This is a genomic window from Micromonospora profundi (assembly GCF_011927785.1).
GTDB lineage: Bacteria > Actinomycetota > Actinomycetes > Mycobacteriales > Micromonosporaceae > Micromonospora > Micromonospora profundi.
The window spans coordinates 3,623,096-3,649,315 of record NZ_JAATJK010000001.1 but is presented as its reverse complement, the minus strand read 5'-3'; the positions used below and the strand labels follow the sequence as shown (position 1 = coordinate 3,649,315).

The 26,220-nt window shown below is 71.7% G+C and carries 21 protein-coding genes; 17 read left to right on the top strand and 4 right to left on the bottom strand.

The features are described 5' to 3' along the window. The first annotated feature begins 30 nt into the window (after positions 1-30). The 5 genes from F4558_RS15955 to F4558_RS15935 all read left to right on the top strand — a co-directional run bounded on the left by F4558_RS15955 (position 31) and on the right by F4558_RS15935 (position 8,069). Positions 31-1,422 carry a cation:dicarboxylate symporter family transporter gene (locus F4558_RS15955; RefSeq protein WP_053657716.1) on the top strand — a complete coding sequence of 464 codons (1,392 nt, stop codon included), beginning with the start codon at positions 31-33 and terminating at the stop codon, positions 1,420-1,422. 188 nt (positions 1,423-1,610) lie between these two features. Beyond that, complete coding sequence (locus F4558_RS15950) at positions 1,611-2,006, top strand: hypothetical protein (protein WP_157552718.1); 396 nt, start codon at positions 1,611-1,613, stop codon at positions 2,004-2,006. A 430-nt stretch (positions 2,007-2,436) separates the two neighbouring features. Continuing rightward, on the top strand, positions 2,437-4,665 hold the full coding sequence (locus F4558_RS15945) for a protein kinase domain-containing protein (protein WP_209273312.1): 2,229 nt from the start codon (positions 2,437-2,439) through the stop codon (positions 4,663-4,665). Between the two features lie 135 nt (positions 4,666-4,800). After that, positions 4,801-6,963 (top strand): FUSC family protein, encoded by a 2,163-nt coding sequence (locus F4558_RS32195; RefSeq protein ID WP_167944937.1) that lies wholly within the window; start codon positions 4,801-4,803, stop codon positions 6,961-6,963. A 68-nt stretch (positions 6,964-7,031) separates the two neighbouring features. After that, entirely contained in the window at positions 7,032-8,069 is a 1,038-nt protein-coding gene (locus F4558_RS15935) for an aminotransferase class V-fold PLP-dependent enzyme (RefSeq protein WP_167944935.1), read from the top strand. 6 nt (positions 8,070-8,075) lie between these two features. On the opposite strand, the gene F4558_RS15930 is transcribed toward F4558_RS15935, so the two are convergent. Continuing rightward, a complete protein-coding gene (locus F4558_RS15930; RefSeq protein WP_053657708.1) occupies positions 8,076-9,248 on the bottom strand; it encodes an acyl-CoA dehydrogenase family protein in 1,173 nt (390 codons plus the stop codon). Between the two features lie 99 nt (positions 9,249-9,347). On the opposite strand from F4558_RS15930, the gene F4558_RS15925 reads away from it, so the two are divergent. The 3 genes from F4558_RS15925 to F4558_RS15915 are packed head-to-tail and all read left to right on the top strand — an operon-like array spanning position 9,348 to position 12,662. Then, positions 9,348-10,013: a TetR/AcrR family transcriptional regulator gene (locus F4558_RS15925; protein WP_167944934.1), complete on the top strand. Its 666-nt coding sequence runs from the start codon at positions 9,348-9,350 to the stop codon at positions 10,011-10,013. Positions 10,014-10,068: 55 nt separating this feature from the next. After that, complete coding sequence (locus tag F4558_RS15920; RefSeq protein ID WP_167944932.1) at positions 10,069-11,523, top strand: aldehyde dehydrogenase family protein; 1,455 nt, start codon at positions 10,069-10,071, stop codon at positions 11,521-11,523. Next, positions 11,520-12,662, top strand: a complete 1,143-nt coding sequence (locus tag F4558_RS15915) for an alcohol dehydrogenase catalytic domain-containing protein (protein ID WP_167944931.1) — start codon at positions 11,520-11,522, stop codon at positions 12,660-12,662. Before F4558_RS15920 ends, F4558_RS15915 begins: the two co-directional genes overlap by 4 nt. A 15-nt stretch (positions 12,663-12,677) precedes the next feature. On the opposite strand, the gene F4558_RS15910 is transcribed toward F4558_RS15915, so the two are convergent. Then, entirely contained in the window at positions 12,678-13,535 is an 858-nt protein-coding gene (locus F4558_RS15910) for an SPFH domain-containing protein (RefSeq protein WP_053657700.1), read from the bottom strand. Positions 13,536-13,685: 150 nt separating this feature from the next. Here F4558_RS15910 and F4558_RS15905 point away from each other — a divergent pair, with 150 nt between their 5' ends. The 3 genes from F4558_RS15905 (at position 13,686) to F4558_RS15895 (ending at position 16,931) form a co-directional block, all read left to right on the top strand. Then, complete coding sequence (locus tag F4558_RS15905) at positions 13,686-14,348, top strand: transcriptional regulator (RefSeq protein ID WP_167944929.1); 663 nt, start codon at positions 13,686-13,688, stop codon at positions 14,346-14,348. Between the two features lie 394 nt (positions 14,349-14,742). Further along, a complete protein-coding gene (locus F4558_RS15900; protein WP_053657697.1) occupies positions 14,743-16,311 on the top strand; it encodes an MFS transporter in 1,569 nt (522 codons plus the stop codon). A gap of 11 nt (positions 16,312-16,322) precedes the next feature. After that, a complete protein-coding gene (locus tag F4558_RS15895; protein WP_053657695.1) occupies positions 16,323-16,931 on the top strand; it encodes a TetR/AcrR family transcriptional regulator in 609 nt (202 codons plus the stop codon). Here F4558_RS15895 and F4558_RS15890 read toward each other — a convergent pair whose 3' ends face one another. Next, a complete protein-coding gene (locus F4558_RS15890) occupies positions 16,932-18,848 on the bottom strand; it encodes a helix-turn-helix domain-containing protein (protein WP_053657720.1) in 1,917 nt (638 codons plus the stop codon). A gap of 14 nt (positions 18,849-18,862) precedes the next feature. Next, positions 18,863-19,645, bottom strand: a complete 783-nt coding sequence (locus F4558_RS15885) for a 3-hydroxybutyrate dehydrogenase (RefSeq protein ID WP_053657693.1) — start codon at positions 19,643-19,645, stop codon at positions 18,863-18,865. Between the two features lie 418 nt (positions 19,646-20,063). Between F4558_RS15885 and ruvC the strand changes: the two genes are divergently transcribed. The 6 genes from ruvC to secF all read left to right on the top strand — a co-directional run bounded on the left by ruvC (position 20,064) and on the right by secF (position 26,099). Beyond that, complete coding sequence (gene ruvC / locus F4558_RS15880) at positions 20,064-20,591, top strand: crossover junction endodeoxyribonuclease RuvC (RefSeq protein WP_053657691.1); 528 nt, start codon at positions 20,064-20,066, stop codon at positions 20,589-20,591. Further along, positions 20,588-21,190: a Holliday junction branch migration protein RuvA gene (gene ruvA, locus F4558_RS15875; protein ID WP_053657689.1), complete on the top strand. Its 603-nt coding sequence runs from the start codon at positions 20,588-20,590 to the stop codon at positions 21,188-21,190. The genes ruvC and ruvA overlap by 4 nt, the downstream gene beginning before the upstream one ends. Beyond that, entirely contained in the window at positions 21,187-22,254 is a 1,068-nt protein-coding gene (gene ruvB, locus F4558_RS15870; RefSeq protein ID WP_053657687.1) for a Holliday junction branch migration DNA helicase RuvB, read from the top strand. The genes ruvA and ruvB overlap by 4 nt, the downstream gene beginning before the upstream one ends. Positions 22,255-22,393: 139 nt before the next feature. Continuing rightward, complete coding sequence (yajC, locus tag F4558_RS15865) at positions 22,394-22,732, top strand: preprotein translocase subunit YajC (RefSeq protein WP_082377570.1); 339 nt, start codon at positions 22,394-22,396, stop codon at positions 22,730-22,732. A gap of 276 nt (positions 22,733-23,008) precedes the next feature. Then, entirely contained in the window at positions 23,009-24,904 is a 1,896-nt protein-coding gene (gene secD, locus F4558_RS15860; protein WP_312877346.1) for a protein translocase subunit SecD, read from the top strand. 1 nt (position 24,905) lies between these two features. After that, positions 24,906-26,099, top strand: coding sequence for a protein translocase subunit SecF (secF, locus tag F4558_RS15855; protein ID WP_167944927.1), 1,194 nt, complete (start codon positions 24,906-24,908; stop codon positions 26,097-26,099). The last annotated feature ends 121 nt before the right edge of the window (positions 26,100-26,220 follow it).

Sequence of the window (26,220 nt, the reverse complement as noted above, 5' to 3'; positions counted from 1 at the left end):
AACGGGTGAGACGCGCTTCACATTGTCGGCATGGACACCACCGACTCCGCCACCGCACCGGCGCCCCCGGTCCGTCGGGACCGTACCCGCTACCTCTACCTGGCCGTCATCGTGGCCGTGCTGGCCGGCATCGTGGTCGGCCTCGTCGCCCCCGAGTTCGGCAAGGAGCTCAAGCCGATCGGCACCGGCTTCGTCAACCTGATCAAGATGATGATCAGCCCGGTCATCTTCTGCACCATCGTGCTCGGCGTGGGCTCCGTCCGTCAGGCCGCGAAGGTCGGCAAGGTCGGCGGCCTCGCCCTCGGCTACTTCCTGACCATGTCGACTGTCGCGCTCGCCATCGGCCTGGTCGTCGGCAACCTCATCCACCCCGGCTCCGGCCTGGACCTGGGACCGGACCTCGCCGGCGCGGGCAAGGCCGCCGCCGGTGACGAAGCCGGGAGTACGGCGGACTTCCTGCTCGGGATCATCCCGACCACGCTGCTGTCCGCGCTCACCGAGGGCGAGGTGCTCCAGACCCTGCTGGTCGCCCTGCTTGTCGGTTTCGCCGTGCAGGCCATGGGCCGGCGCGGTGAGCCGGTGCTCGGCGCCATCACCGTCATCCAGCGGGTCGTCTTCAAGGTGCTCGCCATGATCATGTGGTTGGCGCCGATCGGCGCGTTCGGTGCCATGGCGGCAGTGGTCGGCGCCACCGGCGTGGACGCACTCAAGAGCCTCGCGCAGATCATGCTGGGCTTCTACGCGACCTGCCTGATCTTCGTGCTGGTGGTCCTCGGCGCGCTGCTCTGGTTCATCGCCCGGATCTCGATCTTCTCGCTGCTGCGCTACCTGGGCCGGGAGTTCCTGCTGATCCTGTCGACCTCCTCGTCGGAGTCCGCGCTGCCCCGGCTCATCGCGAAGATGGAGCACTTCGGGGTGAGCAAGCCCGTCGTCGGCATCACGGTGCCCACCGGGTACTCGTTCAACCTGGACGGCACGGCCATCTACCTGACCATGGCGTCGCTGTTCATCGCCGACGCGCTGGGCAAGCCGCTGTCGGTCGGCGAGCAGATCTCGCTGCTGCTCTTCATGATCATCGCTTCGAAGGGTGCCGCAGGGGTCACCGGCGCCGGGCTGGCGACGCTCGCCGGCGGGTTGCAGTCGCACCGCCCGGACCTCGTCGACGGCGTCGGGCTGATCGTCGGCATCGACCGGTTCATGTCCGAGGCGCGGGCGCTCACCAACTTCGCCGGCAACGCCGTGGCGACCGTGCTGGTGGGGACCTGGACCGGGGAGTTCGACCGGGAACGAGCGGTCGGGGTGCTGCGCGGCGACGACCCGTTCGACGAGGCGACAATGCTCGACGAGCACGACGACGAGGACGAGTCGGCGGCGCGGCGGCCGGACGAGAAGGCGACCGTGCCGGTCGGCTCGCCAGCCTGAGACACGACTCGGGAACCCCGGGGCGTGCGGGCCTACGCGCCAGCGCCCCGGGGTCACGGGCGGCACCGGGCACCGCTGACAGCCTTGTCCAAACGATTCTCAGGCGACAGTACAGCGGAGTGCTTGACTGCTCAAATTCTTGGAGGTAATGTCGTCCATCAATCAAACAAACCTCCGAGAGGTGTCCCGTGCGATTGAAATCCATTGCCGTCGCGGCAACCATGGCAGGCCTCGTGGCCACCGCCCCCGCCGCTTCGGCAGCAGCTCAAGAAGCCTCCGACGAGGCGTGGCCGCCCGGAAACTGCCAGCCGGGCACATTCTGTGTCTGGCCCAACTGGGCATTTCCCGAGCCCGCTCCCGTGGAAACCCCGTCCCTTGTGACCAGCAAGGAATGGTCAGGCAGCGTCCCGGCGCTGACGTACTACAACTACACGTCCCGAAACGTCGACATGGAATTCGTCTACACGTGGCCCGACGGCTCGACCACCACCCGTACGACCTGCGTCCCCCGTGGTGGCAACATCTTCTATGTGCCGATGGCGGTCACAAAGTTGACGTGGCACGAGGGCGCCTGCTCGGCCTGAGGTGCGCGCCCGGCACCTGATCTGTTGCCGACATCAGCGCGACAGTGCTGGGCGTCGGAGGTTCTTCCGCCGGCAGCGAGCGGATCAGATGCGGAAGGCATTGCGAGCCTGGGAACGCTTATCGTGCGGGCGGGTTCGCGCGCCAGATTGGACTGGGGAATCGCAGAGCGCCGCCGTCTACCAGTTGTCGAGCGGGTGGGTGGCAGGGCGGTCAGGGTCTGAGCCCTGCCGTGCTGCCCGACTCGCAGGTCGGCGGCGCGAGATGTACGTGTCGGTAACATTGCGGTGGGCGATTTCGGCAGGTTGATAGGGAAGTTCGGGCGAAATCCCGGAAGTTCATTCCTGAGAGCACTCTGTGACAAACGCAACTGTCGCTTATCTACCGGCTCAAGGAATTGGGTGTGTAAACAACGCCCGGTACCTTCCTGACGTGCCTGATGCTCCTCGACAGTTGATCGCCAATCGTTACCGACTGGTACGTCCACTCGGCCAGGGTGGAATGGGCCGCGTGTGGCAGGCCCGTGACGAGATGCTCGAGCGGGACGTGGCCATCAAGGAGCTGGTGGCCCCGCCCGGCCTGCCAGACGGCGAGCGCCGGGAGATGCGCGAACGGTCGATGCGCGAGGCGCGGGCCGTCGCCCGGCTGGGCCACGTCAACGTGGTACGCGTCTTCGACGTGCTGCACTCCGGCGACGACCCGTGGATCGTGATGGAGCTTGTGCCCTCCCGGTCCCTGCATCAGGTCCTCGAAGCGGAGGGGCCGATGCCGGTGGCCCGCGCCGCGCAGATCGGGCTGGGCGTGCTCGACGCGCTGCGGGCCGCGCACCAGGCCGGTGTGCTGCACCGGGACGTCAAGCCCGCCAATGTGCTGCTCGCCGACGACGGCCGGGTGGTGCTCACCGACTTCGGGTTGGCCACCCTTCCCGGCGATCCGCGGGTGACCCAGACCGGGATGGTGCTCGGCTCACCTGCGTACCTCGCACCGGAGCGGGCCACCGACGGCGACGTCGGCCCGGCGGCAGACCTGTGGTCGCTCGGCGCCACCCTCTACGCGGCGGTCGAGGGGCGTACCCCGTACCAACGCTCGTCTCCAATGGCCATGCTGGCCGCGCTCGCCACCGAGATGCCCGCGCCGGCTCAGCACGCCGGCCGGCTGGCCCCGCTCCTGGAAGGACTGCTGCGGCGGGAGCCGGATCAGCGGATCAGCGCCGAGGAGGCGGATCGTCTGCTGCGGCAGGCCGCCGACTCCGCCGACCCGACGAGCGGAGACGACCAGGTCGAGCAGGCTGTCCCGGCCGAGCCGGCTGTCCCGGTCGAGCAGGCCGAGCAGGCTGTTCCGGTCGAGCAGGCCGGTCCGGTCGCCGGAGGCGGTCCGGGCGGCCCGCTCGGGCGGCCGGCCATGCCGGTGGCGATGATCGACACCGGCGACCGTACGCCCACAATGATCGTGCCCGAGTTCGTCACCGTCGGGTCCGGTCAGTCGGCCCAGCCGGAGACCGGCAGCCCGGCCCGTCGGCGTCGCGGCTGGCTCGTCGGCTCGATCGCCGCTGCAGTGCTGGCCGTGCTGACGGCGAGCGCGTCGCTGCTAAACCTCGGGTTGCCCGGGGGACCGGACCCGGCGGCGGACCCGCCCGCCGACGCCTCTCCTGTTGCCGAGGCTCCGGTCGCCAGGGTGCTGTCGCCGCCGCCCGCCGGGTGGCACTACCACCGGGACGATCCCCGCTTCCTCGTACCGGTGCCGGACGGCTGGCAGCCACTGCGTGACGGTCAACGGGTCGAGTTCCGCGAGCCGGATGGCAGCCGCTGGCTCGTCCTTGACGAACTCCGGCCGGTCCCCGCCGACCTGGTCGCCCAGCTGCGGGCCCGGGAGAAGTCGGAGCGTCGACGGTACGCCGACTACCGGCGGGTCACGCTCGCCGCGCTCGACTATCAGGTGCGGGCCGCCCAGTGGGAGTGGACGTACACCGATGCCGACGGCACGCCCCTGCGCGCCACGAGCCGGGCCTTCGTCGACCGCAACGGGCACGCGTACACAATCGGATGGACCACCTCGGACGCCGAATGGGCGGCCAGCCGGGGGATCTTCGCGCTGGTCACCGACGGCTTCCAGGGTCTGCCGGTGGCGGCCGGTCCGCCGTCCGGGACCGCTGCGGCCCCGCCGGTCGCGGGTACGGCGCAACCGTCGGCAAGACCGGGCGGCGGGTCGACGGCCGCCGCGGGCAAGCCGGGGCAGCAACCCTCGGCGCCGGCGCCGCCGACGCAGACCAGCGCGCCCGCCGGGCGGCAGATCGTCAGTTTCGCCAGCGGCCGGTGCATCGACATCCCGGAGGGCAAGGCCACCGCCGGCGCCCGACTCCATATCTGGGACTGCCACCGGACCGCCAAGCAACTGTGGACGTTCCCCGCCGACGGCACGGTCCGGTCGATGGGCAAGTGCCTGGACGTCGCCGGCCAGTCCACCGCCGACGGGGCTGCCGTCCAACTGGCCGACTGCACGGGCGCCGCGTCCCAGAAGTTCACCCTCAACGGGGCCCATGACCTGGTGAACATCCGGGCGGACAGGTGCGTCGACGTACGCGACGGCAACCTCGACAACGGCGCGCGGTTGCAGATCTGGCAGTGCACCGGAAACGCGAACCAGAAGTGGCGGGCGAGCTGAGCGCCCACCGCCCCACCTGACGCCAGCCGAGGGCGCGATCGGGCTGTTCGTCGGAGAAAGTCGCCGGCCGCCGGGAACCTCGGTGAAGAATGGTGGACCGGGGAGGGGTGCTGCGACGAATCCGGGGGAGCAGGCGTGGTCGGAACCAGCCTCCTGGACCGACTGCGCCACCGGCAGGACAGCAGAGCCGTCCTGGGGCGCGCGGCACGGCTGACCCTCGTGGCGTCGGTCGTCTTCTACGCCTGCCGGTACGGTGCGGGAAGTTCGGTGCTCGCCACGTACGGCCTGTTCGGTGTGGTCGCCACCGGGTCGTTCGCCCGGCTGCCCGGCCCGGCGTCGCAGCGGGCGCGGATCCTGCTTCTGGCACTGCCTGTGGTGTGGGCCCTGATCGTGGCGGGCTCGCTGCTGGCGTGGAGCACCTGGGCGGCTGCCGGTGGGATGCTCGTCGTCGGGTTCGTGGTGGCGTTCGCCGGCGTCGGCAACCCGCGCCTCGTGGGGCTGGCCAGCGCCTTCCAACTCTTCTACATCCTGGCGTCCTTTCCGCCGTACCAGCCGGGCACCCTCCCGCAGCGCCTCGGCGGGGTCACCTTCGCCGTCGTGCTGCTCGCCGCGGCCGAGGTGCTGCTCTGGCCCGACCCGGTGCCCGTGTCGTACCGGCAGCGGCTCACCCGCGCGGCGGACGGCGTCGCGGCGATCCTCGACGACACCGCCGACACGCTTACCGACGGGGCCTGTGGTCGGGACGGCTCGCGCGAGCGGGCGTACGACGCGGTGGCCGCGCTCGACCTGGCCCGCAACCCGCCGGAGTGGGCGCCCACGGCGGCGGGAGCACAGGACCGGGCGTTGCGGACCTGCGCGGCGGCGTTGCGGGAGGTGCTTGCCGAGGCGGACAGGCTGGCGGCGGACGCGCCACCGGAGCCGATCCCGGACCTGGACGCGGCGCGGCTGCTGCGCGCCTGCGCCGCGACGACCCGGGCCGCGGGCCGCGACCTGTCGCCGGGTGCCCCGCCTGTCGACCTCGGTGACCTGGACGCCGCGATCGGGCGGGCCGAGATGGCGTACCCCGGTGGTGTCGGTCGCGCCGCGGCGGACGTGGCCCGGTTGTGTCGGGACGCGACGGCGCTGGCCCTCGCGGACAGCGCGCGGGTCTTCGCCGTCGGCACACGGGTGGCTGTCGGTGCGCGGCCGGACGGTGGGGACGCCTATGCGGGGCTGTTCGAGTACGCGCACCGCCGACCGTGGACGCTGTACCGGCGGCAGTTCCTCTCCCACCTGGCACCTCGGTCCGCTCACCTGCACAGCTCGCTGCGGCTCGCCGTGGCGCTCGCCGTTGCCCGGGTTGCCGCAGGCGTCCTGAACCTCACCCACGGTTTCTGGGTCCTGTTGGCAACCCTCACCGTCCTGCGGACGTCGGCGGTGGACACCCGCGTCGCGTTGCGGCCCGCCGTGCTGGGCACCGTCGTCGGCGCGGTGGTCAGCGGCCTGGTGATGTTCGCCGTGGACGACCCGGTCGTGTACGCCGTCGTCCTGCCGATCACCCTCATCCTGGCGTTCGGCGCCGGAGGCCTGCTGGGTCCGCTCTGGCAGCAGGCGCTGTTCACGGTGCTGCTGACGGTCGTCTTCGCCCAGCTCAGCTCGGAGGGGTGGCGGCTGGCCGAGACCCGCATTGTCGACGTCCTGCTCGGTGCGGTGATCGGCGTGCTCGCCGGCGTCGCGCTGTGGCCGCGCGGGGCGAGCCGCGACCTGCGGCGCAACGCCGCCGGTTACCTGCTGGCCAGCGGGAACGCTGTCGACCGGATCGTCGAGGCGGTACTCGGCGCTGCCGCGCATCCCGGCCCGGCCGTCGAGGACGTCCGTCGACGGATGATCCTCGTCGACTCGTCGTACTGCCAGTTCCGCTCCGAGCGCCACGACCCGGGCAGGCAGCCGGTGAGCTGGGACGTCGTCCTCAGCGCCGGGCACCACGTGGTGCCCGGCGCCGAGTCGCTGCTGCGCCGCAACCCGCCCGGCTGCCTGGCCGGCTGGCCCGAGGCCGCCGCGCTGCTGCGGGACACGGCACGGCACCTGCATTCGGCGTACGGGGACCTGGCCGGCGCGGTGGCAAACGACCGGGCTGCGGCCCCGATGCCCGCCCCGAGCGGCTGTGTGGACGGGCTTAACCGGATCCGTCCGCTGCTCGGGGCAGCCGACCCCGCGTCGGTGCGGCACCTGGTGGAGGTCGACAGGTGGCTCGCCGGCCTCGCCTCCAGTCTGGCCCGGACGCGCCCGAGCGCCCCTGTCGAATCGCACCAGGGGTGAGCGCGCCGAAGGCCGCCCCTCGCCGATTGGCCATGCCCGACCGGCGGCTCCGCACCTAGCGTCAAGGCATGGAGATCGCGAAGGCGCAGCAGTTGTGGAAGCCGGAGCCCGGCTGGTTGAACACCGCCTCCTACGGGCTGCCGCCCGAGCCGGCGTGGACGGACCTCCAGGAGGCCCTCGCCGCGTGGCGCGTCGGCGGCACGTCGTGGGAGGGCTGGGGCGACTCGGTGCAGCGCTCCCGTACCGCGTTCGCCGGTCTCATCGGCGTGCCGGACAGCGACGTGGCCGTCGGCGTCACCGTCTCCCAGCTTCTCGCCCCGGTCGCGGCGGCACTGCCCGCGGGGGCGACGGTGGTGGTGCCCGAGGTCGAGTTCACCTCGAACCTCTTCCCGTGGCTGGTCCAGGAGGAGCGCGGCGTCACGGTCCGCACCGTGCCCGTGGACACTGTTGTCGACGCGATCGACGCCGACACCGACCTGGTCGCGTTCAGCCTCGTGCAGTCGGCCGACGGGTCCATCGCCGCGTACGACGAGATCGTGGCGGCGGCCCGCGCGCACGACGCGCTGGTGGTGGTCGACGCCACCCAGGCGTGCGGATGGCTGCCGTTCGACGGGAGCCGCGCCGACGTGGTGGTGGTGGGCGGCTACAAGTGGCTGATGAACCCGCGCGGCACCGCGTACGCCTATCTGGCCCCTGACCTGCGCGACCGGCTGCGCCCCGACGCCGCGGGCTGGTACGCGGGCCGCGACCCGCACGCCTCCTACTACGGCCCGCCGCTGCGGCTGGCCGACGACGCCCGCCGGTTCGACATCTCGCCGGCCTGGTTCAGCTGGGTGGGCGCGGCACCCGCCCTGGAGCTGGTCGCCGACATCGGCGTGCCGGCGATCCAGGCGCACAACGTGGCGCTGGCCAACCGGTTCCTCACCGGGCTGGGCCGGCCACCGGGTGCCAGCGCCATCGTCAGCGTCGACGTGCCCGGCGCGGAGGAACGCCTGGCCGCGGCCGGCATCCGGGCGGCGGTCCGTGCGGGACGGGTGCGCGCCTCGTTCCACATCTACTCCACGGAGGCCGACGTGGACGCGGCGCTCACCGCGTTGACGGGGTGATCCAGGTCAGGCGAGATGACCGCCGATCTTCGTGTAGCCCCGCAGCAGGTCCCGCGAGATGATCAGGCGCTGCATCTCGTCGGTGCCCTCGAAGATCCGGTACAGCCGGACCTGCCGGTACCAGCGCTCGATGGGCAGCTCCCGGGTGTAGCCCATGCCGCCGTGGATCTGGAGCACCCGGTCGACCACCCGGTTGACCATGCCGGCGCCGTACAGCTTGCCCATCGACGAGGCGTGCCGCGGGTCCAGGCCCTGGTCGACGGTCCACGCCGAGCGCAGCACCAGCCAGCGGGCCGCCTCCAACTCGGTCTCCGAGTCGGCGATCATCCACTGGATGGCCTGGTTGGTGCCGATCTTCGCGCCGAAGGTCTCCCGGGTGTTGGCATAGTCGATGGCCATCTGGAGGACCCGCTCCGCGATGCCGATGGCGTGCGACGGGATGGTGTAGCGGCCCTTGCCGATCCACTCCATGCCCAGCGTGAAACCCTGCCCGATCTCACCGAGGATGTTGCGGTGCGGCACGCGTACGCCGTCGAAGATCAGCGACGCCGGGCCGCCCTCGCCCATCGTCTGGATGAACTCCGATCGCCAGCCCATCGCCCGGTCCACAAGGAACGCGGTGGCACCCCCGTTACGGGCGCCCTTCTCCCTGTCGGTCACCGCGACGACGATCGCGAAGTCGGCGTCGTGGCCACCGGTGATGAAGGTCTTCTCGCCGTCGAGGATCCAGTCGTCGCCGTCGCGGCGGGCGGAGAACCGGATGTTCGCCGCGTCCGAACCGGCCCCCGGCTCGGTGATCGCGAAGCAGGAGCGCCGCTCGCCCTCGATCGTCGGGACGAGGAACTCCTGCTTCTGCTCCTCGGTGGCGTGGAACAGGATGTTGTCGGCCTCGCCGCCGAAGCGGAAGGGCACGAACGTGCGACCCAGTTCGGTCCAGATCAACGACTGGAGCACCGCCGGCAGGTTCATCCCGCCGTACTCCTCGGGGGTGGCCAGGCCCCAGAAGCCGAACTTGCGCGCCTTGAGTTGCAGCTCGCGCACCTCGGAGTGGTCCAGGCCCGGCTGGTGTGCCCGCTCCCGGCGGAGCACCTCCGCCTCCAGCGGCATCACCTCGCGCTGGATGAACGAGCGGACGGTGTCCCGCACCGCCCGCTCCTCGTCGGTGAGCGAAAAGTCCACGGTGGTCCTCCTGGCGTGAGCGCTGGCGGTTTCCTCTAAACTAGCGCTGCAAGTTTTACCGCGTCCAGACCCCCGCGGCCGAGACACCCGAGGAGCGCAGTGCCCCGACCCCGCCAGCCCCGGCTCACCCGGCAGCTGATCGTCGAGACCGCCACCGCGCTCATCGACGCCGACGGGCTGCCGGCGTTCTCCACCCGCAGGCTCGCCGCCGAGCTGGGCGTGCGCGGCCCGTCGCTCTACAACCACTTCGCCACGAAGGACGAGATCCTCGACGCGGTCGCCGACACGGTCATCGGCGTGGTCGACACCAGCGGCTTCACGAGCCGGGACTGGGTCGCCGCGCTGCGTGACTGGGCCTGGTCGTACCGGCGGGCGCTCACCGCGCACCCGAACATCGTGCCGTACCTCGCGCAGGGCCCGGGCCGGCGACCGGCCGCGCTCGCCATGGCCGACGCGGTCTACGGCGGACTGGTACGCGCCGGGTGGCCGCCAGCGCGGGCCACCCACATCGGGGCGGCGGTGCGCTACTTCGTGGCCGGGTCGGCGCTCGGTTCCTTCGCCCGGGGCTTCGTCGAGGACCCCGAGCTGTACGCCGCCCACTACCCCCACCTGAACCAGGCGCACCGGCTCGCCGAGCACCAGCAGAGCGTGGACGAGGGCGCCTTCGCCCTCGGCCTGGACGCACTGCTGCACGGCCTCGCCGCCGAGTACGCCCGCAGCATCGGCCCCCTCGACCCGGTGGAGTCCGCCCGGCCCAGCGGGTAGCGTCCAAACTCCCAGCGCTAGTTTCAGCACCCACCGCCACCCCCGAAGGGACGACATGGACCTCGCCGCCCCGCCCACGCAGCTGCCCGACGCCCTGCGCCTGCGGCGCCACCTGCACATCGGCGGCGAATGGACGTCTTCCGCCGGCACCGACGTGATCGACGTGGAGAACCCGAGCACCGGCGACGTCGTCGGGCAGGTGCCCGCCGGCACGGCCGCCGATGTGGACGCGGCCGTCGCCGCTGCCCGCGCCGCCTTCCCGGGCTGGGCGGCCACCGCGCCCGCCGAACGATCCGCGCACCTCGACCGCCTGCACACCGCGCTCGCCGCCCGCGCCGACGACCTCGCCCGCACCATCGCCGTCGAGCTGGGCGCGCCGCTCAAGCTCGCCACCCGGGTGCAGGTCGCGCTGCCGCTGACAGTCCTGCGCGACCACGTCGCCCTCGCCGCCCGTCCTCCGGTCGAGGAGAGCATCGGCAACTCCCTCGTCGTGCGCGAACCGGTAGGCGTCGTCGGCGCGATCACCCCGTGGAACTACCCGCTGCACCAGGTGATGGCCAAGCTGGCGCCCGCGCTGGCCGCCGGCTGCACCGTGGTTCTCAAACCCAGCGAGCTGACCCCGCTGACCGCGTACCTGCTCTTCGACGCCGTCACCGAGGCAGGGCTCCCACCGGGTGTGCTGAACCTGGTGCCGGGCACCGGCGCGGTGGTGGGCGAGGCGCTCGCCGGGCATCCCGACGTCGACCTGGTGTCGTTCACCGGCTCGACAGTGACCGGCACGCGGATCATGCGACTCGCCGCCGACCGGATCGCCCGGGTCGCGCTGGAGCTGGGCGGCAAGTCCGCCAACGTGATCCTTCCCGACGCCGACCTGACCACCGCCGTCAAGGTCGGGGTCGGAAACGCCCTGCTCAACTCCGGCCAGACCTGCACGGCGTGGACCCGGATGCTCGTGCACCGCGACCGGTACGACGAGGCGTTGGAACTGATCGCCACGGCGGTGGCCGGCTACCGGCTCGGCGATCCGTTCGACCCGTCCACCCGGCTCGGTCCGCTGGTCTCCGCCGCCCAGGCCGAGCGGGTCCGCGGTCACGTCGAGCGGGCTGTCGCCGACGGCGCGCGGCTGGTCGCCGGCGGCCCCGACGCGCCGGTCCCCGCGCAGGGCCACTTCGTCGCACCGACAGTCTTCGCCGACGTCCACCCGGACAGCGCCCTCGCCCAGGAGGAGGTCTTCGGGCCGGTGCTCGCCGTCATCCCGTTCGACGACACCGACGAAGCAGTGGCCATCGCCAACAACTCGAAGTACGGGCTGGCCGGCGCGGTGTGGTCCACCGACCCCGACGCGGCGCTCGCGGTGGCCCGCCGACTGCGTACCGGCGCCGTCGACATCAACGGGGCGTCGTTCAACCCGCTCGCCCCGTTCGGCGGCTACAAGCAGTCCGGCCTGGGCCGGGAGTTGGGCGTGCACGGCCTCGCCGAGTTCTGCGAGCTGAAGGCGATCCAGCGATGACCGGCCCCGAGCTGACCCCGGCCGCGCCGGCGGGCGGCCCTGAGCCGGCGGCCGCGCCGGTCACCGTTCGCGCGCTTGTCGCGCGGGGAGCCGGCGCCGAGCTGCGGGTCGAGCGCGTACGCCTGCCGGCGCCCGGCCCCGGCGAGGTGCGGGTGACGATCCGGGCCGCCGGCGTCTGCCACTCCGACCTGTCCATGGTGAACGGCACACTGGCCGCGAGGTTCCCGCTGGTGCTCGGCCACGAGGCGACCGGTGTGGTGGCCGAGGCCGGGCCGGGCAGCCGGCTGGAGGTCGGTACGCCCGTGGTGCTCAACTGGGCGCCCGCCTGCCGGGTGTGCTGGTGGTGTCAGCACGGCGAGCCGTGGCTCTGCGCCGCCAACACCGCCCCGACGGTGGAGCGCGGCACTACCGACGACGGCGACCCCGTGCACCTCACCCTCGGCCTCGGCGCGCTCGCCGAGGCGGTGGTGGTGCCCGAGAGCGCCGTCATCGCGATCCCCGCCGGGTTGCCTGCGGAGCGGGCCGCCCTGCTCGGCTGTGCGGTACTGACCGGCGTCGGGGCTGTCCGCAACACCGCCCGGGTCGCGCCCGGCGATGCGGTGGCGGTCGTCGGGCTCGGCGGGGTCGGGCTCGCGGTGCTCACCGCCGCCCGGCGGGCAGGCGCCACGACGATCCTCGCGGTCGACGTCGCCGAGTCGAAGCGGGAACTGGCGCTCGCCGCCGGGGCCACCGACTTCCTGCTCTCCGACGACCGGCTCTCCAAGGAGGTACGGGCGCGCACCGAGGGTCGGGGCGTGGACCATTCCTTCGAGTGCGTCGGACGTGCCGCCACCATCCGGGCGGCGTGGCGGCTCACCCGGCGCGGGGGAGCGGTGACCGTGGTCGGCATGGGCGCCAAGGACGACATGGTGAGCCTCGGCGCGCTGGACATCTTCCACTCCGCGCGGACGCTGCGCTCCTCCGTGTACGGCTCGTCCGACCCCGACCGTGAGGTGCCCGAGTTGGCATGCGCGGCGCTCGACGGGACGCTGGATCTGTCCCCGCTGGTCAGCGGGGTGGTCAGCCTCGACGAGGCGCCGGCGGCGTTCGACCGGTTGGCGCGGGGCGAGGGCGCCCGCTGGGTGGTCAGCCTCGACTGACCACCCGGCCGGCTGTCACTTGCCGGTGACGATGCCCGGGTTGATGCACAGACCCGGGTTGGCGCCGTTCTTCTCGGCGATCTCCAGGCAGCGGGTCACCTTGTCGACCTTCGCGTTGGTCTCGGTGATCTGCTTGGAGATGTCGGCGTTCTTGCGGTCCTGCTCCAGGTTGCGGGTCTGCGCCAGCTTGTCCTGGAACGCCTTGATGTTGCCCTCGGTCTTGTCGTCGTGGTTGACCCGCGTGATGGTCACCGAGAGGATGTCGACGTCCTCGGCGAGTCGACCCTCCGCGCTGCTCTTGATGTTCGCGGCGAACGGCTTCAGGTCGACGTTGAGGTTGCCGGTCTGCGCGTCGATCCGCTCCAGCGGGTTGTACGTGGCGAAGGCGTCGTTCACCGCGCTGTCGAGCTGCACTCCCACCCGCTGGCCCTGGAAGCTCACGAAGTCTCCCTTGTAGTCCATGAACTGCTTCGGCGCGTTCTCCGGCTTGACCTGCCACTCCACGAGCACCTCGACGCACGCGTCGGCGAGCGTGCCGGTGCGCACGCGTACGCAGTTGTCGCCGCCGATGTGGTCGTACTTCTGCCGGCCCGCGTCCCACTCGCCGACCTTCTGCCAGGGCGCCACCCACTTCAGGCCCGAACCGGTCACCTCGCCGGTGGGCTTGCCGAAGCTGGTGACGATGCCGACCGAGCGGATGGGCACGGAGTGGGCGCTGGAGGCGACGCCGATCAGCACTGTGACGGCGAGGAAGCCGAGCGCCGCCAGGGCGGCCGTCTGCTTCATCGCGCTCTTGGGCGCGACGAGTGCCAGGATGGCGCTGACCGCCATTGCGATGGCGAAGACGATCGCCATGGTGAAGCCGACAGGCATGGGGTGGGGACCTTTCGTTGGCCGTGTTGATCATCAACATAAGGGGCCCGGTCAAGCCGGCCGTGCCCCCGCTGGCGTGCGTGCTCGCCGCGCGCCGCCGGTAAATTCCGCGACGGCGCATCCACCGCGCGTCGTTTCAGCGAATCCCGGATGGAGAACACCTACCCGGGGGTACGTCTGGTGCTTACCGATCCGATGCCGGCGGATGCCGTGGAGACCACGCGCAAGCGCATCCGGCTGGCCACCGAGGACCTGGACGGCAACCGTGTCGCCACGGTGCTGCTGGAGATGGCCGAAGCCTGGGGTGTGCCGGCGCTCTGGGAGCAGATCTGCCGGCCGCTGCTCGCTCAACTGCCGGGGCGGACGCCCGCCGAGATCGCCATCGAGCACGCCCTGTGCGAGGGCATGCGGGTCGGGTTGGACGTGTACCGCAGGCAGCCCGGCCGGTCGCTTTCCAGCGGCGGGGTGCTGCTGGCCGGTGCCGAACGGGAGGCGCACTGCCTCGGCCTGCACGCGCTAGCTGCCGCGCTGCGCGAGCGCCGGCACGGCTGCCTGCACCTCGGCCCCGCGCTGCCCTGGCCCGCGCTGACCAGCGCGGTGCATCGGGCCAACCCGCACACCGTCGTGCTCTGGTCGCAGACGCCTGTCACCGGCCGCGCGTACCGCCTGGTGCGCTTCGCCCGCGACTTCCCGCGCCTGCGGGTGTACGGCGCCGGGCCGGGCTGGATCGAGCCGCTCGCCGCGCCGGCGACCCACCTGGGTACGTTGCCGGCAGCCCTCGCCGCCTGCCTGGAAACGCCGCGGGCGCGCTGAGGTCGTGCCCGCACGACGGCGAAGGCGTCGCGCGGGTGGACCTTTGCCCGGCCTCGGACGGCCCGGCCTCGGACGGCCCGGCCTCGGACGGTCAGCCGGAGGCCGACCCCGGTCGGCCCATGTCCTTTGCTCTGCTTCAACCCACGCACCGTTTCAGGGGCGTAACTGTTGCGTGGGTTGAAGCAGTGCAAAGGATGCGAAGGACTACCCCCAGGGAGGACGCTGTGCGGAGACGATCCGGGCTTCCCGGGAGACTGACGTGGGTGGCAGGTGACACCGGTCACATACGATACGGATCCGTTCCGTATCGTAAATTCCGCGCCTACGCTGTCCCAGTTACGAGTCTGGCCCGTATCGTATTGCGCGACGGGGCGAACCGGGGGGAGAACCGGGCATGGAGCTGCACAACAACACGGGACATCCGAGGAGGTGGGCGATCCTGGGGGTGCTGGTGATCAGCCTCCTCGTCGTCGTCCTCGACAACACGATCCTCAACGTCGCACTGCGCACCCTGGCTGACCCGGTGCACGGCCTCGGCGCCACCCAGGGCGAGCTGGAGTGGTCCATCAACTCCTACACGCTCGTCTTCGCCGGGCTGCTGTTCACCTTCGGGGTGCTCGGCGACCGCTCCGGCCGCAAGCGCTTCCTGATGATCGGTCTGGTGCTGTTCGGGCTGGCGTCGCTGCTCTCGGCGTACGCCCAGAGCCCCGGTCAGCTGATCGCGGCCCGCGCCCTGATGGGGATCGGCGGCGCGGCCATCATGCCGGTCACGCTGTCGATCATCTCCAACGTCTTCGACCCGCGCGAGCGCGGCCGGGCCATTGGCGTGTGGGCCGGCGCGGTCGGGCTCGCGGTGGCGATCGGCCCGATCCTCGGCGGCGCGCTGCTGGAGCACTTCTGGTGGGGCTCGGTCTTCCTGATCAACGTCCCGGTGGTGGCCGCAGGCGTGGTCCTGGTCGCGCTGCTGGTCCCCGAGTCGCGTGACCCGCGCCCCGGCCGGGTCGACCTGCTCGGCGTCGTGCTCTCGGTGGTCGGCCTTGTCGCCCTCTCCTACGGCATCATCGACGGCGGCGAGCACGGCTTCGGCCGGCCGGTCGCCTGGGGTTCGATCCTTGTGGGCCTCGCCGTGCTGGTCTGGTTCGTGCAACACGAGCGGCGCAGCGACCACCCGTCGCTGGACGTCCGGCTGTTCAAGGTGCCCCGGTTCGCCGCGCCGGTGGCCATCGTCGGCCTGGTGTTCTTCGCCGCCATGGGTGTGATGTTCTTCAGCTCGTTCTACCTGCAGTTGGTGCGCGGCTACAGCCCGCTGCAGACCGGCCTGCTCTTCCTGCCGTTCGCAGGCGCCCAACTGGTCTTCGCGCCGCGCAGCGCAGCCATGGTCCGCCGCTACGGCGGCCGGGCCGTCGCCATCGTCGGGCTGGGGCTGACAGTGGTGGCGCTCGCCGCGTTCGCCTTCATCGGCGCGTCCACCCCGATCTGGGTCGTCCTTGTCGTCTTCTTCCTCCAGGGCGTCGGAATGGCAAACATCATGCCCCCGGCGACCGAGTCGATCATGTCGGCGCTGCCCCGGGAGAAGGCAGGTGTCGGCTCCGCGGTGAGCAACACCGTCCGCCAGGTGGCCGGCGCGCTCGGCGTGGCAGTCCTCGGCTCGGTGCTCTCGGCGGTCTACCGCAGCGACGTCGGCGACGCGCTGACCGGCCTACCGCCACAGGCACGCGACGCGGCCAACGAGTCGATCTCCGGGGCGTACGCCGCAGCCGGGCAGCTCGGCCCGGCGGCGCCGACGCTGATCTCGGCGGCCAACGACGCCTTCGTTACCGCAATGCACTGGGCTGCCGGCCTCTCCGCGGTGGTCGCGGCGCTCGGCATGCTCGTGGTGCTGCGCTGGATGCCGGGCCGCAACGCCATGACCGACGCCACGACGGCACCCGTCGCCGAACCCGAGTTGGCCGGAACGGCGTAGGTCCGGGAACAATGTCCGACATGAGATCCACTGCCGATGCTCCGCGGTCGCCCGGGCGACCGCGGAGCCTCCGCGCCGATGAGGCGATCATTGAGGCCACCCTCGACCTGCTCGCCGAGGGCAGCAACGTCGAGGCGCTCTCGATCGAGGCGATCGCCAGCCGCGCCGGGGTCGGCAAGGCCACCATCTACCGCCGCTGGGCCGGCAAGGACGCCTTGCTGCTCGACGCGCTGCGTCGGCTCAAGGGCGTCCTGCCGCAGCCGGCCGGCCACTCCATCCGGGACGACCTGATCCTGCTCGTCGGCGCGATCGGTAAGAACGTCGACCCGCGGGCGGAGAAGATCATGCCGTGCCTGGTGCCGGCGGTGAACCGCAGCACCGATCAGTACCAGCTCTACCAGAACATCATCGCGCCCCGGCGACAGCTGATGCGCGAGGTGCTCAGGCGCGGCGTCGACGAGGGCGTGCTCCGGGCCGACGTCGACATCGAGGTGACAATGGCGCTGCTCACCGGGCCGATGCTGATCCAGCGGGTGCTGCAGTGGAGCCCGGATCTCAACGACGTCGACCTGCCGGAGCGGGTCGTCGACGCCGTCCTCGAAGGGATCCGCGCGCGCTGATCAGGCAGACGCGCGCAGGCGGTGCAGGCGTAGCGCCAACTGCACCTCCAGCGCCCGCTCGGGCCGCTGCCAGTCCGCGCCGAGCAGCTGCCCCACCCGCTCCAGGCGTTGCGTCACCGTGTTGACGTGCACGTGCAACTGCTCGGCGGCGCGGGCCAGGCTGCCACCGACGCCGAAGTACGCCTCCAACGTCTTCACCAGCGCGGTCCCCCGACGGGCGTCGTAGTCGACCACCGGCCCGACGGTGGCGGTGAGGAACTGGGTCACGTCCTTCTCGCCCCGGTCACCGACAGTGCCCAACAGCAGCCCCACGAAGCCCAGCTCGGCGGTGCTCGCGCCCTGACCGGTGCGACCCAGCGCGCCGAGCGCCGTCAGGCAACGGTCCGCCTCGTGGAACGTCCCCGCCAGCGTCGTCGGCCCGGTCGCGGGACCGCTCGCCCCGGCGGTCACCGGTCGACCCGTCACGCGGGACAGGTCCCGGGCCACCGCCCGGGCGCTGCCACCAGCGTCCTGACCGGGCAGCATCAGGACCACCCGTCCGTCACGCGCCGCCGCCAGGCCACCGCGCGCCGAGGCGTACGTGGTGGCCCAGGAGAGCACCCGCTGCCGGGCCGAGCCGGTGGCCGCGATCGCGTCGTCGTCCACCGCCACCAGCACGTACGGGGCGTCCAGGTCCACCCCGAGCCGGCGAGCCCTGCTGCGCAGGGCGTCGGTGTCCCGCAACGGTCGGGCGATCAGATCGTCCAACAGTTCGCCGCGTACCCGACCCTCCGCCTCGGCCACCGTCCGGCGGAACAGCAGCAGCAGCGCTGTCACCAGCGCGGCCCGCTCCAGGATCCGCTGGTCGGCGTCGACAAGCTCGTCGTCGGGCCGCAGTACCAGAGCACCCAGGTTCTCGGTGCCCGCCACCACCGCCGCGTACCAGAGCGGACCCCGGCGCACGCTGCGGCCCTCGGTGCGGGACGCGGCCACCGCCTCGACGATGTCCTCCCGGTCCGGTTCGTCGATCTCACCGACCCGGGCCAGCAACCGGCCCTGCGCGTCCAACGCCAGCAGCGCCCCGCCCAGCACCTCGGTCACCGCGGCCGCCACGTCCTCCACGCCGCCGCCGCGCAGCACCAGCGCTGTCATCCGGTCATGCGCGGCAGCGGCCCGCTCCACCGAACTGCTGTGCGCCCGGATGGTGGTGTTGGCGGCCGACAGTTCGGCGAGCGCCGAGCGGGTCTCGGCCAGCAGCCGGGCCGTGTCGATCGCCACCGCGGCGTGCGCGGCGAGTGAGACCAGCAGCGCCACCTCCTCCCGCACGAACGGCCGGGCCGAACGGTTGGCCGCGTAGAGCACGCCGATCGATGTGGAACCGAGCCGCAGCGGCACCCCGAGGATCGCCACCAGGCCTTCCTCGCCCACCCCGGCGTCGATCTCCCCGGTGTGGTGGAAGCGCTCGTCCTCGCCGTAGTTGGCGGTCACGTACGGGGCGCCGGACTGGGCCACCAGACCACCGAGGCCGGCGCCCATCGGCAGCCGCAGCCGCTGGAAGCGGGCCGACACGGACCCGTCGGTCACCCGCATGTAGGTGTCGCCGCGCTCGTCGTCGTTGAGCGTCATGTACGCCACGTCGGCGCCCAGCAGGTTGCGCGCCCGGTGCACGATCGCCCGCAGCACGTCGTCAAGGTCGCGCAGGCCGGCCAGGTCGCTCACCGTGTCGTACAGACCGGAGAGCTCGATCTCCCGGCGGCGTCGCCGCTCCAGCAGCGCGCGGACCCGCAACGCCACGGTCCTTGCCTGCTCCAGCTCGGCCAGCCGTTCGGCCGGCGCCCCGGCGGCCCGCGCGGCCACCAACGGACCTTCGAACTCCACCGCCGCGGCCTCACGGGCGAGCAGTTCCAGAAACTCCACAGGCGACGACATGGTCGACATTGTGCGGGGACCCACTAGTTGGCCGTCCAGCCCCCGTCGAGCGCGATCGACGCGCCGGTGATGAAGGCCGCCGGCGGCGAGCACAGGTACGCGAGCAGCTCGGCCACCTCCTCGGGCTCGATCAGCCGCTTGATCGCCGCCCGGGCCAGCATGATCTTTTCGATCACCTCGGGTTCCGGGATGCCGTGGCTGGCCGCCTGGTCGGCGATCTGGCTCTCCACGAGCGCAGTGCGGACGTACGCCGGATTGATGCAGTTGGCGGTGACCCCGTGCGCGGCGCCCTCCAGCGCCACCACCTTCGACAGCCCTTCCAGGGCGTGCTTCGCCGTGACGTACGCCGCCTTGTACGGCGAGGCCCGCAGCCCGTGCACCGACGAGATGTTGACGATCCGGCCCCAACCCTGGGCGTACATGTGCGGCAGCGCGCGGCGGACCAGCAGGAACGGCGCCTCCACCATCACCCGCTGGATGTACTCGAACCGCTCGACGGGGAAGTCCTGCATCGGCGCCACGTGCTGGAGCCCGGCGTTGTTCACGACGATGTCCACGTCCACGTCGAGGCGGTCCACTGCCGCCGCGTCGGCCAGGTCCACCCCCTCGGCGCGCCCGCCCGCCTCGGCGGCGACCGCCCGGGCCGCGTCCAGGTTCCGGTCCACCACGAGTACCGTGGCGCCGGCCGCGCCCAGCCGCAGGGCGCACGCCCGCCCGATGCCGCTGCCGCCGCCGGTGACCAGGGCGGTGCGACCGGTGAGGTCGAGCTGTACGACGTGGGGGACCGCCACGGGTTCTGCCGTCATGGCGCATGAAGTTACGAGCTGAGTGCGCCCCGGCACATGGGCCAGAGCCACATACTCCAGGGCAAAGCTGTGTGCCCACCCCCGCCCACCACTCCATGCGCCCGACCGCCCCTGCCTGTCCGGCTGCGCGTTCTGCGCGCGTGGGGAGTGGTGATCCCACCTGACCCCGCCAATCACCACCGCGATCGATCACCGCCGTCGCCGATCTTGCACTTGCTGCCCAGGTGAAAAAGGCAAAGCGGATTAAGTGGCGACCGAAAGTGCAAGATCGGCGCAGGGCATGTGCGGGCGGGGCAAGGCGAGGCGTGGGGGCGAGCACGATCTTGGCGCGCGGCAGGGTGTGTCCCGTGGGGCTGGTGGGAGGCCGGGCGTTAGGGTGTCGAACACACGTACTGCTGACGGCTGGGGAGGGGGCGGCGTGCGCGTGCTCGGTGTGGACCCGGGGTTGACCCGGTGTGGGGTGGGCGTGGTCGAGGGTGTGCCGGGCCGCCCGTGCACGCTTGTCGCCTACTACGTGGTCTACACCGATCCGGCCGACGACCTGGCGCTGCGCCTGCTGCACCTGGACCGGTCGCTCACCAAGCTGGTCGCCGAGCACCAGCCGGAAAGCGTCGCCGTCGAGCGCGTCTTCAGCCAGCACAATGTGCGTACGGTGATGGGCACCGCGCAGGCCAGCGGCATCGCGGTGCTGGCGGGGGCGCGTGCCGGGCTGCCGGTGCAGACGTACACCCCCAGCGAGGTGAAGGCGGCGGTGACCGGCTCGGGTCAGGCCGACAAGGCGCAGATGACAGCGATGGTGACCCGGCTGCTGCGGCTGGCCGAGCCGCCGAAGCCGGCCGACGCCGCCGACGCCCTCGCCCTGGCCATCTGTCACGTCTGGCGCGGCGGCACCCGCTCGAAGCTGGCCGCAGCGGCCGACCGGGCACGACGAGGAGGAGCACGATGATCGCCAGCGTGCGCGGCACGGTGACCGCGACGGGTCCGGACCTGGCCGTGATCGAGGTCGGTGGGGTCGGCCTGGCCGTGCACTGTGCCCCCGGGACGATCGCGGAGCTGCGGGTCGGCCAGGTCGCCCGGCTCGCCACGAGCCTTGTGGTGCGGGAAGACTCACTGACCCTCTACGGCTTCGCCGACGACGACGCGAAGTCGTTGTTCGAGCTGCTCCAGACGGCAAGTGGGGTCGGCCCTCGGCTGGCCCAGGCGGTGCTGGCCGTGCACACCCCGGACGCGGTGCGCAAGGCCATCGCCAACGCCGACACCGCGGCCCTGACCCGGGTGCCGGGGATCGGCAAGAAGGGCGCCGAGCGTCTGGTGCTGGAACTGCGCGACCGGATCGGCCCGGTGTCCATCGGCGCCGACGGCGTGGGCGGCGTGACCGCAGGCGCCTGGCCCGACCAGGTCCGCCAGGCGCTCGTGGGCCTGGGGTGGACGGCCGGGCAGGCCGACCAGGCGGTGGCCGCTGTCGCGGAGACCATCGACGGGGCCACCCCGCCCGTGCCGGTGCTGCTCAAGCAGGCCATCCGCCTGCTCGGTCGTACCCGATGAGCGAGACCGAAGGGCTCGTCTCGGCGTACGTCAGCGACGCCGAGCGGGACGCGGAGGCCACCGTACGACCGAAGCGGCTGGCCGAGTTCATCGCCCAGGACCGGGTCCGCGACCAACTTGACCTGCTGTTGCAGGGGGCCATGCGGCGTGGTTCGCCGCCGGATCACATCCTGCTCTCCGGGCCGCCGGGGTTGGGTAAGACCAGCCTGGCCAACATCGTGGCCGCCGAGCTGGGCGCGGGCATCCGGGTGACGAGCGGGCCGGCGATCGAGCGTTCCGGTGACCTGGCGGCGATCCTGACAAGCCTGGCCGAGGGCGATGTGCTCTTCATCGACGAGATCCACCGGATCGCCCGGCCCGCCGAGGAGCTGCTCTACAGCGCGATGGAGGACTTCCGGGTCGACGTGGTGGTGGGCAAGGGGCCGGGGGCCACCGCGATCCCGCTCGATGTCGAGCCGTTCACACTTGTCGGTGCGACAACGCGGTCCGGGTTGTTGACAGGCCCGATGCGGGACCGGTTCGGCTTCGTCGCCCACCTTGATTTCTACGCCCCGGCCGATCTGGAGACGCTGCTGCACCGTTCGGCGCGGATCCTCGGTGTGCCGATCACGGCCGAGGGCGCCACGGAGATCGCCGGCCGGTCGCGGGGCACTCCCCGGATCGCCAACCGACTGCTGCGCCGGGTCCGCGACTACGCGGAGGTGCGGGCCGACGGCGTGGTCGATCTCGACACCGCCCGTGCGGCCTTGATCGTGTACGACGTCGACGCGCTGGGTCTTGACCGGCTGGACCGGGCGGTGCTCACCGCGCTCGTGGACTCGTTCCGGGGCGGCCCGGTGGGCCTGTCCACCCTCGCCGTGGCGGTGGGGGAGCAGCCGGACACTGTCGAGGAGGTGTGCGAGCCGTTCCTGGTGCGCGCCGGCCTGCTGGCGCGTACGCCGCGCGGCCGGGTGGCCACCGAGGCTGCCTGGCGGCACCTGGGGCGCACACCGCCGAATGGTACATTTGGGGTAGATGTCCCATCGACGCCCGATCTGTTCTCGGTGGATACCGATCAGCCGTGATGTGAACGTGATCTGTGCCGCATTCGGTGTTCTCAGGTGCAGGGATTAGACTTCGCCGCGGTCTGTACAGGACGTGAGAGTCCGCCTCCGCTCCGGCGCACCCCGCGCCGCGACGGAGGCCAATGGGAAGGTTTTTAACGTGCATTACGCACAATCGGCAGGCGGGGCCGGCAGCTTCACGCCGATCCTGATGATCGCGCTGCTCTTCGGTGTCATGTACTTCATGATGATCCGGCCCCAGCAGAAGCGCCGCCGCGAGGCAGAGGCTATGCAGTCGAACCTCGGCCCCGGCGACGAGGTCGTGACCATCGGCGGGCTCTACGGCACCGTCACCGGCATCGAGGACGACAGCGTCCTGCTCGAGGTCGCTCCGGGCGTGCAGACCCGCTACGCCCGCCCGGCCATCGCCCGGGTGGTCACCCGCGCGGAACTGCCGAGCGAGCCGGTCACCGAGGACGCGGACACCGCCAAGGACTGACGCCCCCATCGGCGGCGGTGCTTCCGGCGTACGGCCGGACGACCGCCTCCCGGGGGTGCCGTGCCCGACGGGGCAGCGGACGTGACGTGAAAACTGGATAGTTGGGTCGACGCCGGACGTCGGCACGTCCCGTGACCGCCAGCGTCCGCGCCGGTGGGTCCGGCTCCGTGTCGGCGTCATGCCGACCCAGTCAGACCCCGTCGGCCGGACCCCCGGCCCGACACTCGCCGCCGCCGCCGCGTGCAGCGGCGCGACCGTACAGGGAGACAGACAACCGTGGCACCACCTCAGGGACAGATGCGCCCCGGCCGGCAGCTCGCCGTGCTCGGGGCCATCTTCGTGGTCCTCTACCTTCTGGTGTTCTTCGCGGGCGGTGCCAGCGGCAGCTTCAAGGATCGGCTTGAGCCTCGGCTCGGCCTGGACCTGATCGGCGGCACCCGGGTGACGCTGGAGGCGACAAACAGCGTCGACGGCAAGCCCCCGACGGCGGACAACCTCGAAGAGGCCCGGCAGATCATCGAGAGCCGGGTCAACGCGTTCGGCGTGGCCGAGGCCGAGGTGGTCACCGAGGGCAACCGGAACATCGTCATCTCCCTGCCCGGTGAAAACCGCGACCTCACCGACGTGGGCAGCGCGGCCGAGCTGCGGTTCCGCAAGGTGCTGAAGGCCGCCGACGGCAGCGGAGCGATCGCCGCACCGCCGGCCGCCGAGCCGAGCCCGTCCGGCAGCCCGGCTCCGTCCGGCAGTGCTGCCCCGACCCCGTCGGGCAGTGGCGCGCCGAAGGCGACCGCGTCGCCGAGCGGCGGTCAGGGCGGGATGGCCCCGGCATCGCCGAGCGCCACGCCGGCCCCGTCGGCCTCGGCGAGTGCCGCGCCGTCGGCGAGCGCCAGCACCGAGCCGGTGCCGGCGAGCATCGAGGAGCAGCGCAAGGCCGTCGAGCAGAAGGTCGGCGCCCCCGCGTGGCAGGCCGCCAACGGTCTGCAGGGCCCGGCCGACCTGACCGCCGACCCGTCGCTCGCCGACAAGCTCAAGCCGTTCGGCACGCTGTCTCCGCAGGAGGTGGCGGTGTTGCCGGCGCAGATGCAGTTCAACGTGCCGACGATCGGCTGCGCGCAGCTCGACAAGCGCCCGCCGGCGTCGATCTCCGACCCGAAGCAGCAGGTCGTCTCCTGCGAGGACGGCGTCTCCAAGTACCTGCTCGACCAGGCCAAGGTGCTCGGCACCGACGTGTCGGACGCCGACGCGGTGCTCGACCAGACCAACGCCTGGGTGGTCAGCCTGGACTTCACCGGCAAGGGCCAGGGCAACTGGACGGCCCTCACCCGTGAGGCGTTCAACAACGAGGGCGGGGCCTGCGACGCGACAGCCCTGGGCCAGGACGGCAAGTGCCGGGTGGCCGTCGTGCTGGACAACGAGATCGTCTCCTCGCCGGAGATCCAGGGCGTGCTGACCGGCAACTCCCAGATCACCGGCAACTTCACCCAGAAGGACGCCAGCACCCTCGCGGGTCAGCTCCGCTACGGCGCGCTGCCGGTGACCTTCGAGCAGCAGGAGGCGCAGAACGTCACCGCCACGCTGGGTGCCAGCCACCTGCGCGCCGGTCTGCTCGCCGCCGGCATCGGCATGCTGCTGGTCATCATCTACGCGTTCTTCTACTACCGGCTGCTCGGCTCGGTCATCTTCCTGAGCCTCATCCTCTCCGCGCTGCTGGTCTTCGGCGCGCTCGTGGTGCTCGGCAGGCAGATCGGCTTTACGCTCACCCTCGCCGGCATCGCCGGCATGATCGTCTCACTCGGTGTGGCGGCGGACTCGTTCGTCATCTACTTCGAACGGTTGAAGGACGAGATCCGGGAGGGACGCAGCCCACGCAGCGCCGTACCCCGGGCCTGGATCCGAGCCCGCCGGACGATCATCTCGGCAAACGCGATCACACTGCTCTCGGCTGTGGTGCTCTACGTGGTATCGGTCGGCACGGTCAAGGGCTTCGCGTTCGCGCTCGGCCTCGCCACAGTGCTCGACCTGGTGGTGGTCTTCCTCTTCCGCCACCCGATCATGACGATGTTCGCCCGGACCCGGGCGTTCCTGTCCCCGCGGGTCAGCGGGCTCGGCCGGGCGCTTCCGGCCCGGACCCAGCAGACTCAGCCCCGCAACCCGCGCGCCAAGGAGGCCTGAGATGGCTGACAACAGTTTGGCGAGTCGCCTCTACAACGGTGAGGCCGGTCTCAACGTCGTCGGCCGGCGCAAGCTCTGGTTCGGCGTCGCCGGGGTCCTCGTCCTGATCGCGATCCTCAGCATCTCGATCCGGGGGTTCAGCCTCGGTATCGAGTTCGCCGGCGGTAACTCGTTCTCGGTACCGGCCAGCGTCGGCACGCTGGAGCAGGCCGAGGAGGAGGTCAACGCCGCCCTCGCCGCCGAGAACACAGGCGTCGAGGTGGCCACCGCGCAGCAGGTCGGCGGCACCGGCGGCGACTCCTACGAGCTGCGTACGCCGCAGCTCAGCGTCGAGCAGACAAACGCGGTCAAGGCCCAGATCGCCGAGGACTTCGGTCTGGAACCCGGTCAGATCAGCAGCAACCAGGTCAGTGAGGCGTGGGGCAGCCAGGTCACCGAGCGGGCCGTGCTCGGTCTGGTGGTCTTCATCGCGCTGGTGATGCTCTACCTGGTCCTGCGCTTCGAGTGGCGGATGGCCGTCGCGGCCGTCACCTCGCTGCTGCTGAACCTGATCCTCACCGCCGGCATCTACTCGCTCGTCGGTTTCGAGGTCACCCCGTCGACGATCATCGGGTTCCTCACGATCCTGGGCTTCGCGCTCTACGACGTGGTGGTGGTCTTCGACAAGGTGGAGGAGAACACACGGGGCATCACCGCCAACAACAACCAGACGTACGGCGAGGCGGCCAACCTGGCCGTCAACCAGAGCCTCATGCGGTCGCTGAACACGTCGGTGGTGGCGCTGCTGCCCGTCGGTGGTCTGCTCTTCATCGGCGCCGGCCTGCTCGGCGCCGGCACGCTGAAGGACCTCGGCCTGGTGCTGTTCGTCGGTATGGCGATGGCCTTCCTGACCTCCATCCTGGTGGCCACCCCGATGCTGGCGCTGCTGAAGAACTACGAGCCGCGTATCCAGGCGCACAACAAGCGGGTGCAGGCCCGCCGCGGTGCGCTGGCGCGTGGCGAGGTCCCCACGAAGGGTGCCGCGAGCCCGGCCCGGACCGAGACGGACGACGCGCCCCTCGACCCGGACAACGCCGCGTTGGCCGGCGCCGCTCCCAAGGTGGGCGCCCGGCCGGCGGGCAAGCGGCCCACCGGTGCCCGGGGAGGTCGCCCGGGTGGCGGCGGCAGCCGGCCGGGTGGCGCCAAGCGGCGCTGACCGGCGGTAGCGCCCAGGTGGCGCTGACCAGCCGTAGCGCTGACCGGCGGTGACGCCGAGCGGCGCTGAACGGCCCGGGTGAGCCCGGGAGGACATGACCGAACGGCGTCCGGCATGCTGT

Coding starts and splice junctions, on each gene's coding strand:
- F4558_RS15955 (WP_053657716.1), top strand. CDS start 31: ATGGACACCACCGACTCCGCCACCGCACCGGCGCCCCCGGTCCGTCGG.
- F4558_RS15935 (WP_167944935.1), top strand. CDS start 7,032: ATGGAGATCGCGAAGGCGCAGCAGTTGTGGAAGCCGGAGCCCGGCTGG.
- F4558_RS15920 (WP_167944932.1), top strand. CDS start 10,069: ATGGACCTCGCCGCCCCGCCCACGCAGCTGCCCGACGCCCTGCGCCTG.
- F4558_RS15915 (WP_167944931.1), top strand. CDS start 11,520: ATGACCGGCCCCGAGCTGACCCCGGCCGCGCCGGCGGGCGGCCCTGAG.
- F4558_RS15910 (WP_053657700.1), bottom strand. CDS start 13,535: ATGCCTGTCGGCTTCACCATGGCGATCGTCTTCGCCATCGCAATGGCG.
- F4558_RS15905 (WP_167944929.1), top strand. CDS start 13,686: ATGGAGAACACCTACCCGGGGGTACGTCTGGTGCTTACCGATCCGATG.
- F4558_RS15900 (WP_053657697.1), top strand. CDS start 14,743: ATGGAGCTGCACAACAACACGGGACATCCGAGGAGGTGGGCGATCCTG.
- F4558_RS15895 (WP_053657695.1), top strand. CDS start 16,323: ATGTCCGACATGAGATCCACTGCCGATGCTCCGCGGTCGCCCGGGCGA.
- F4558_RS15890 (WP_053657720.1), bottom strand. CDS start 18,848: ATGTCGACCATGTCGTCGCCTGTGGAGTTTCTGGAACTGCTCGCCCGT.
- F4558_RS15885 (WP_053657693.1), bottom strand. CDS start 19,645: ATGACGGCAGAACCCGTGGCGGTCCCCCACGTCGTACAGCTCGACCTC.
- ruvA (WP_053657689.1), top strand. CDS start 20,588: ATGATCGCCAGCGTGCGCGGCACGGTGACCGCGACGGGTCCGGACCTG.
- ruvB (WP_053657687.1), top strand. CDS start 21,187: ATGAGCGAGACCGAAGGGCTCGTCTCGGCGTACGTCAGCGACGCCGAG.
- secF (WP_167944927.1), top strand. CDS start 24,906: ATGGCTGACAACAGTTTGGCGAGTCGCCTCTACAACGGTGAGGCCGGT.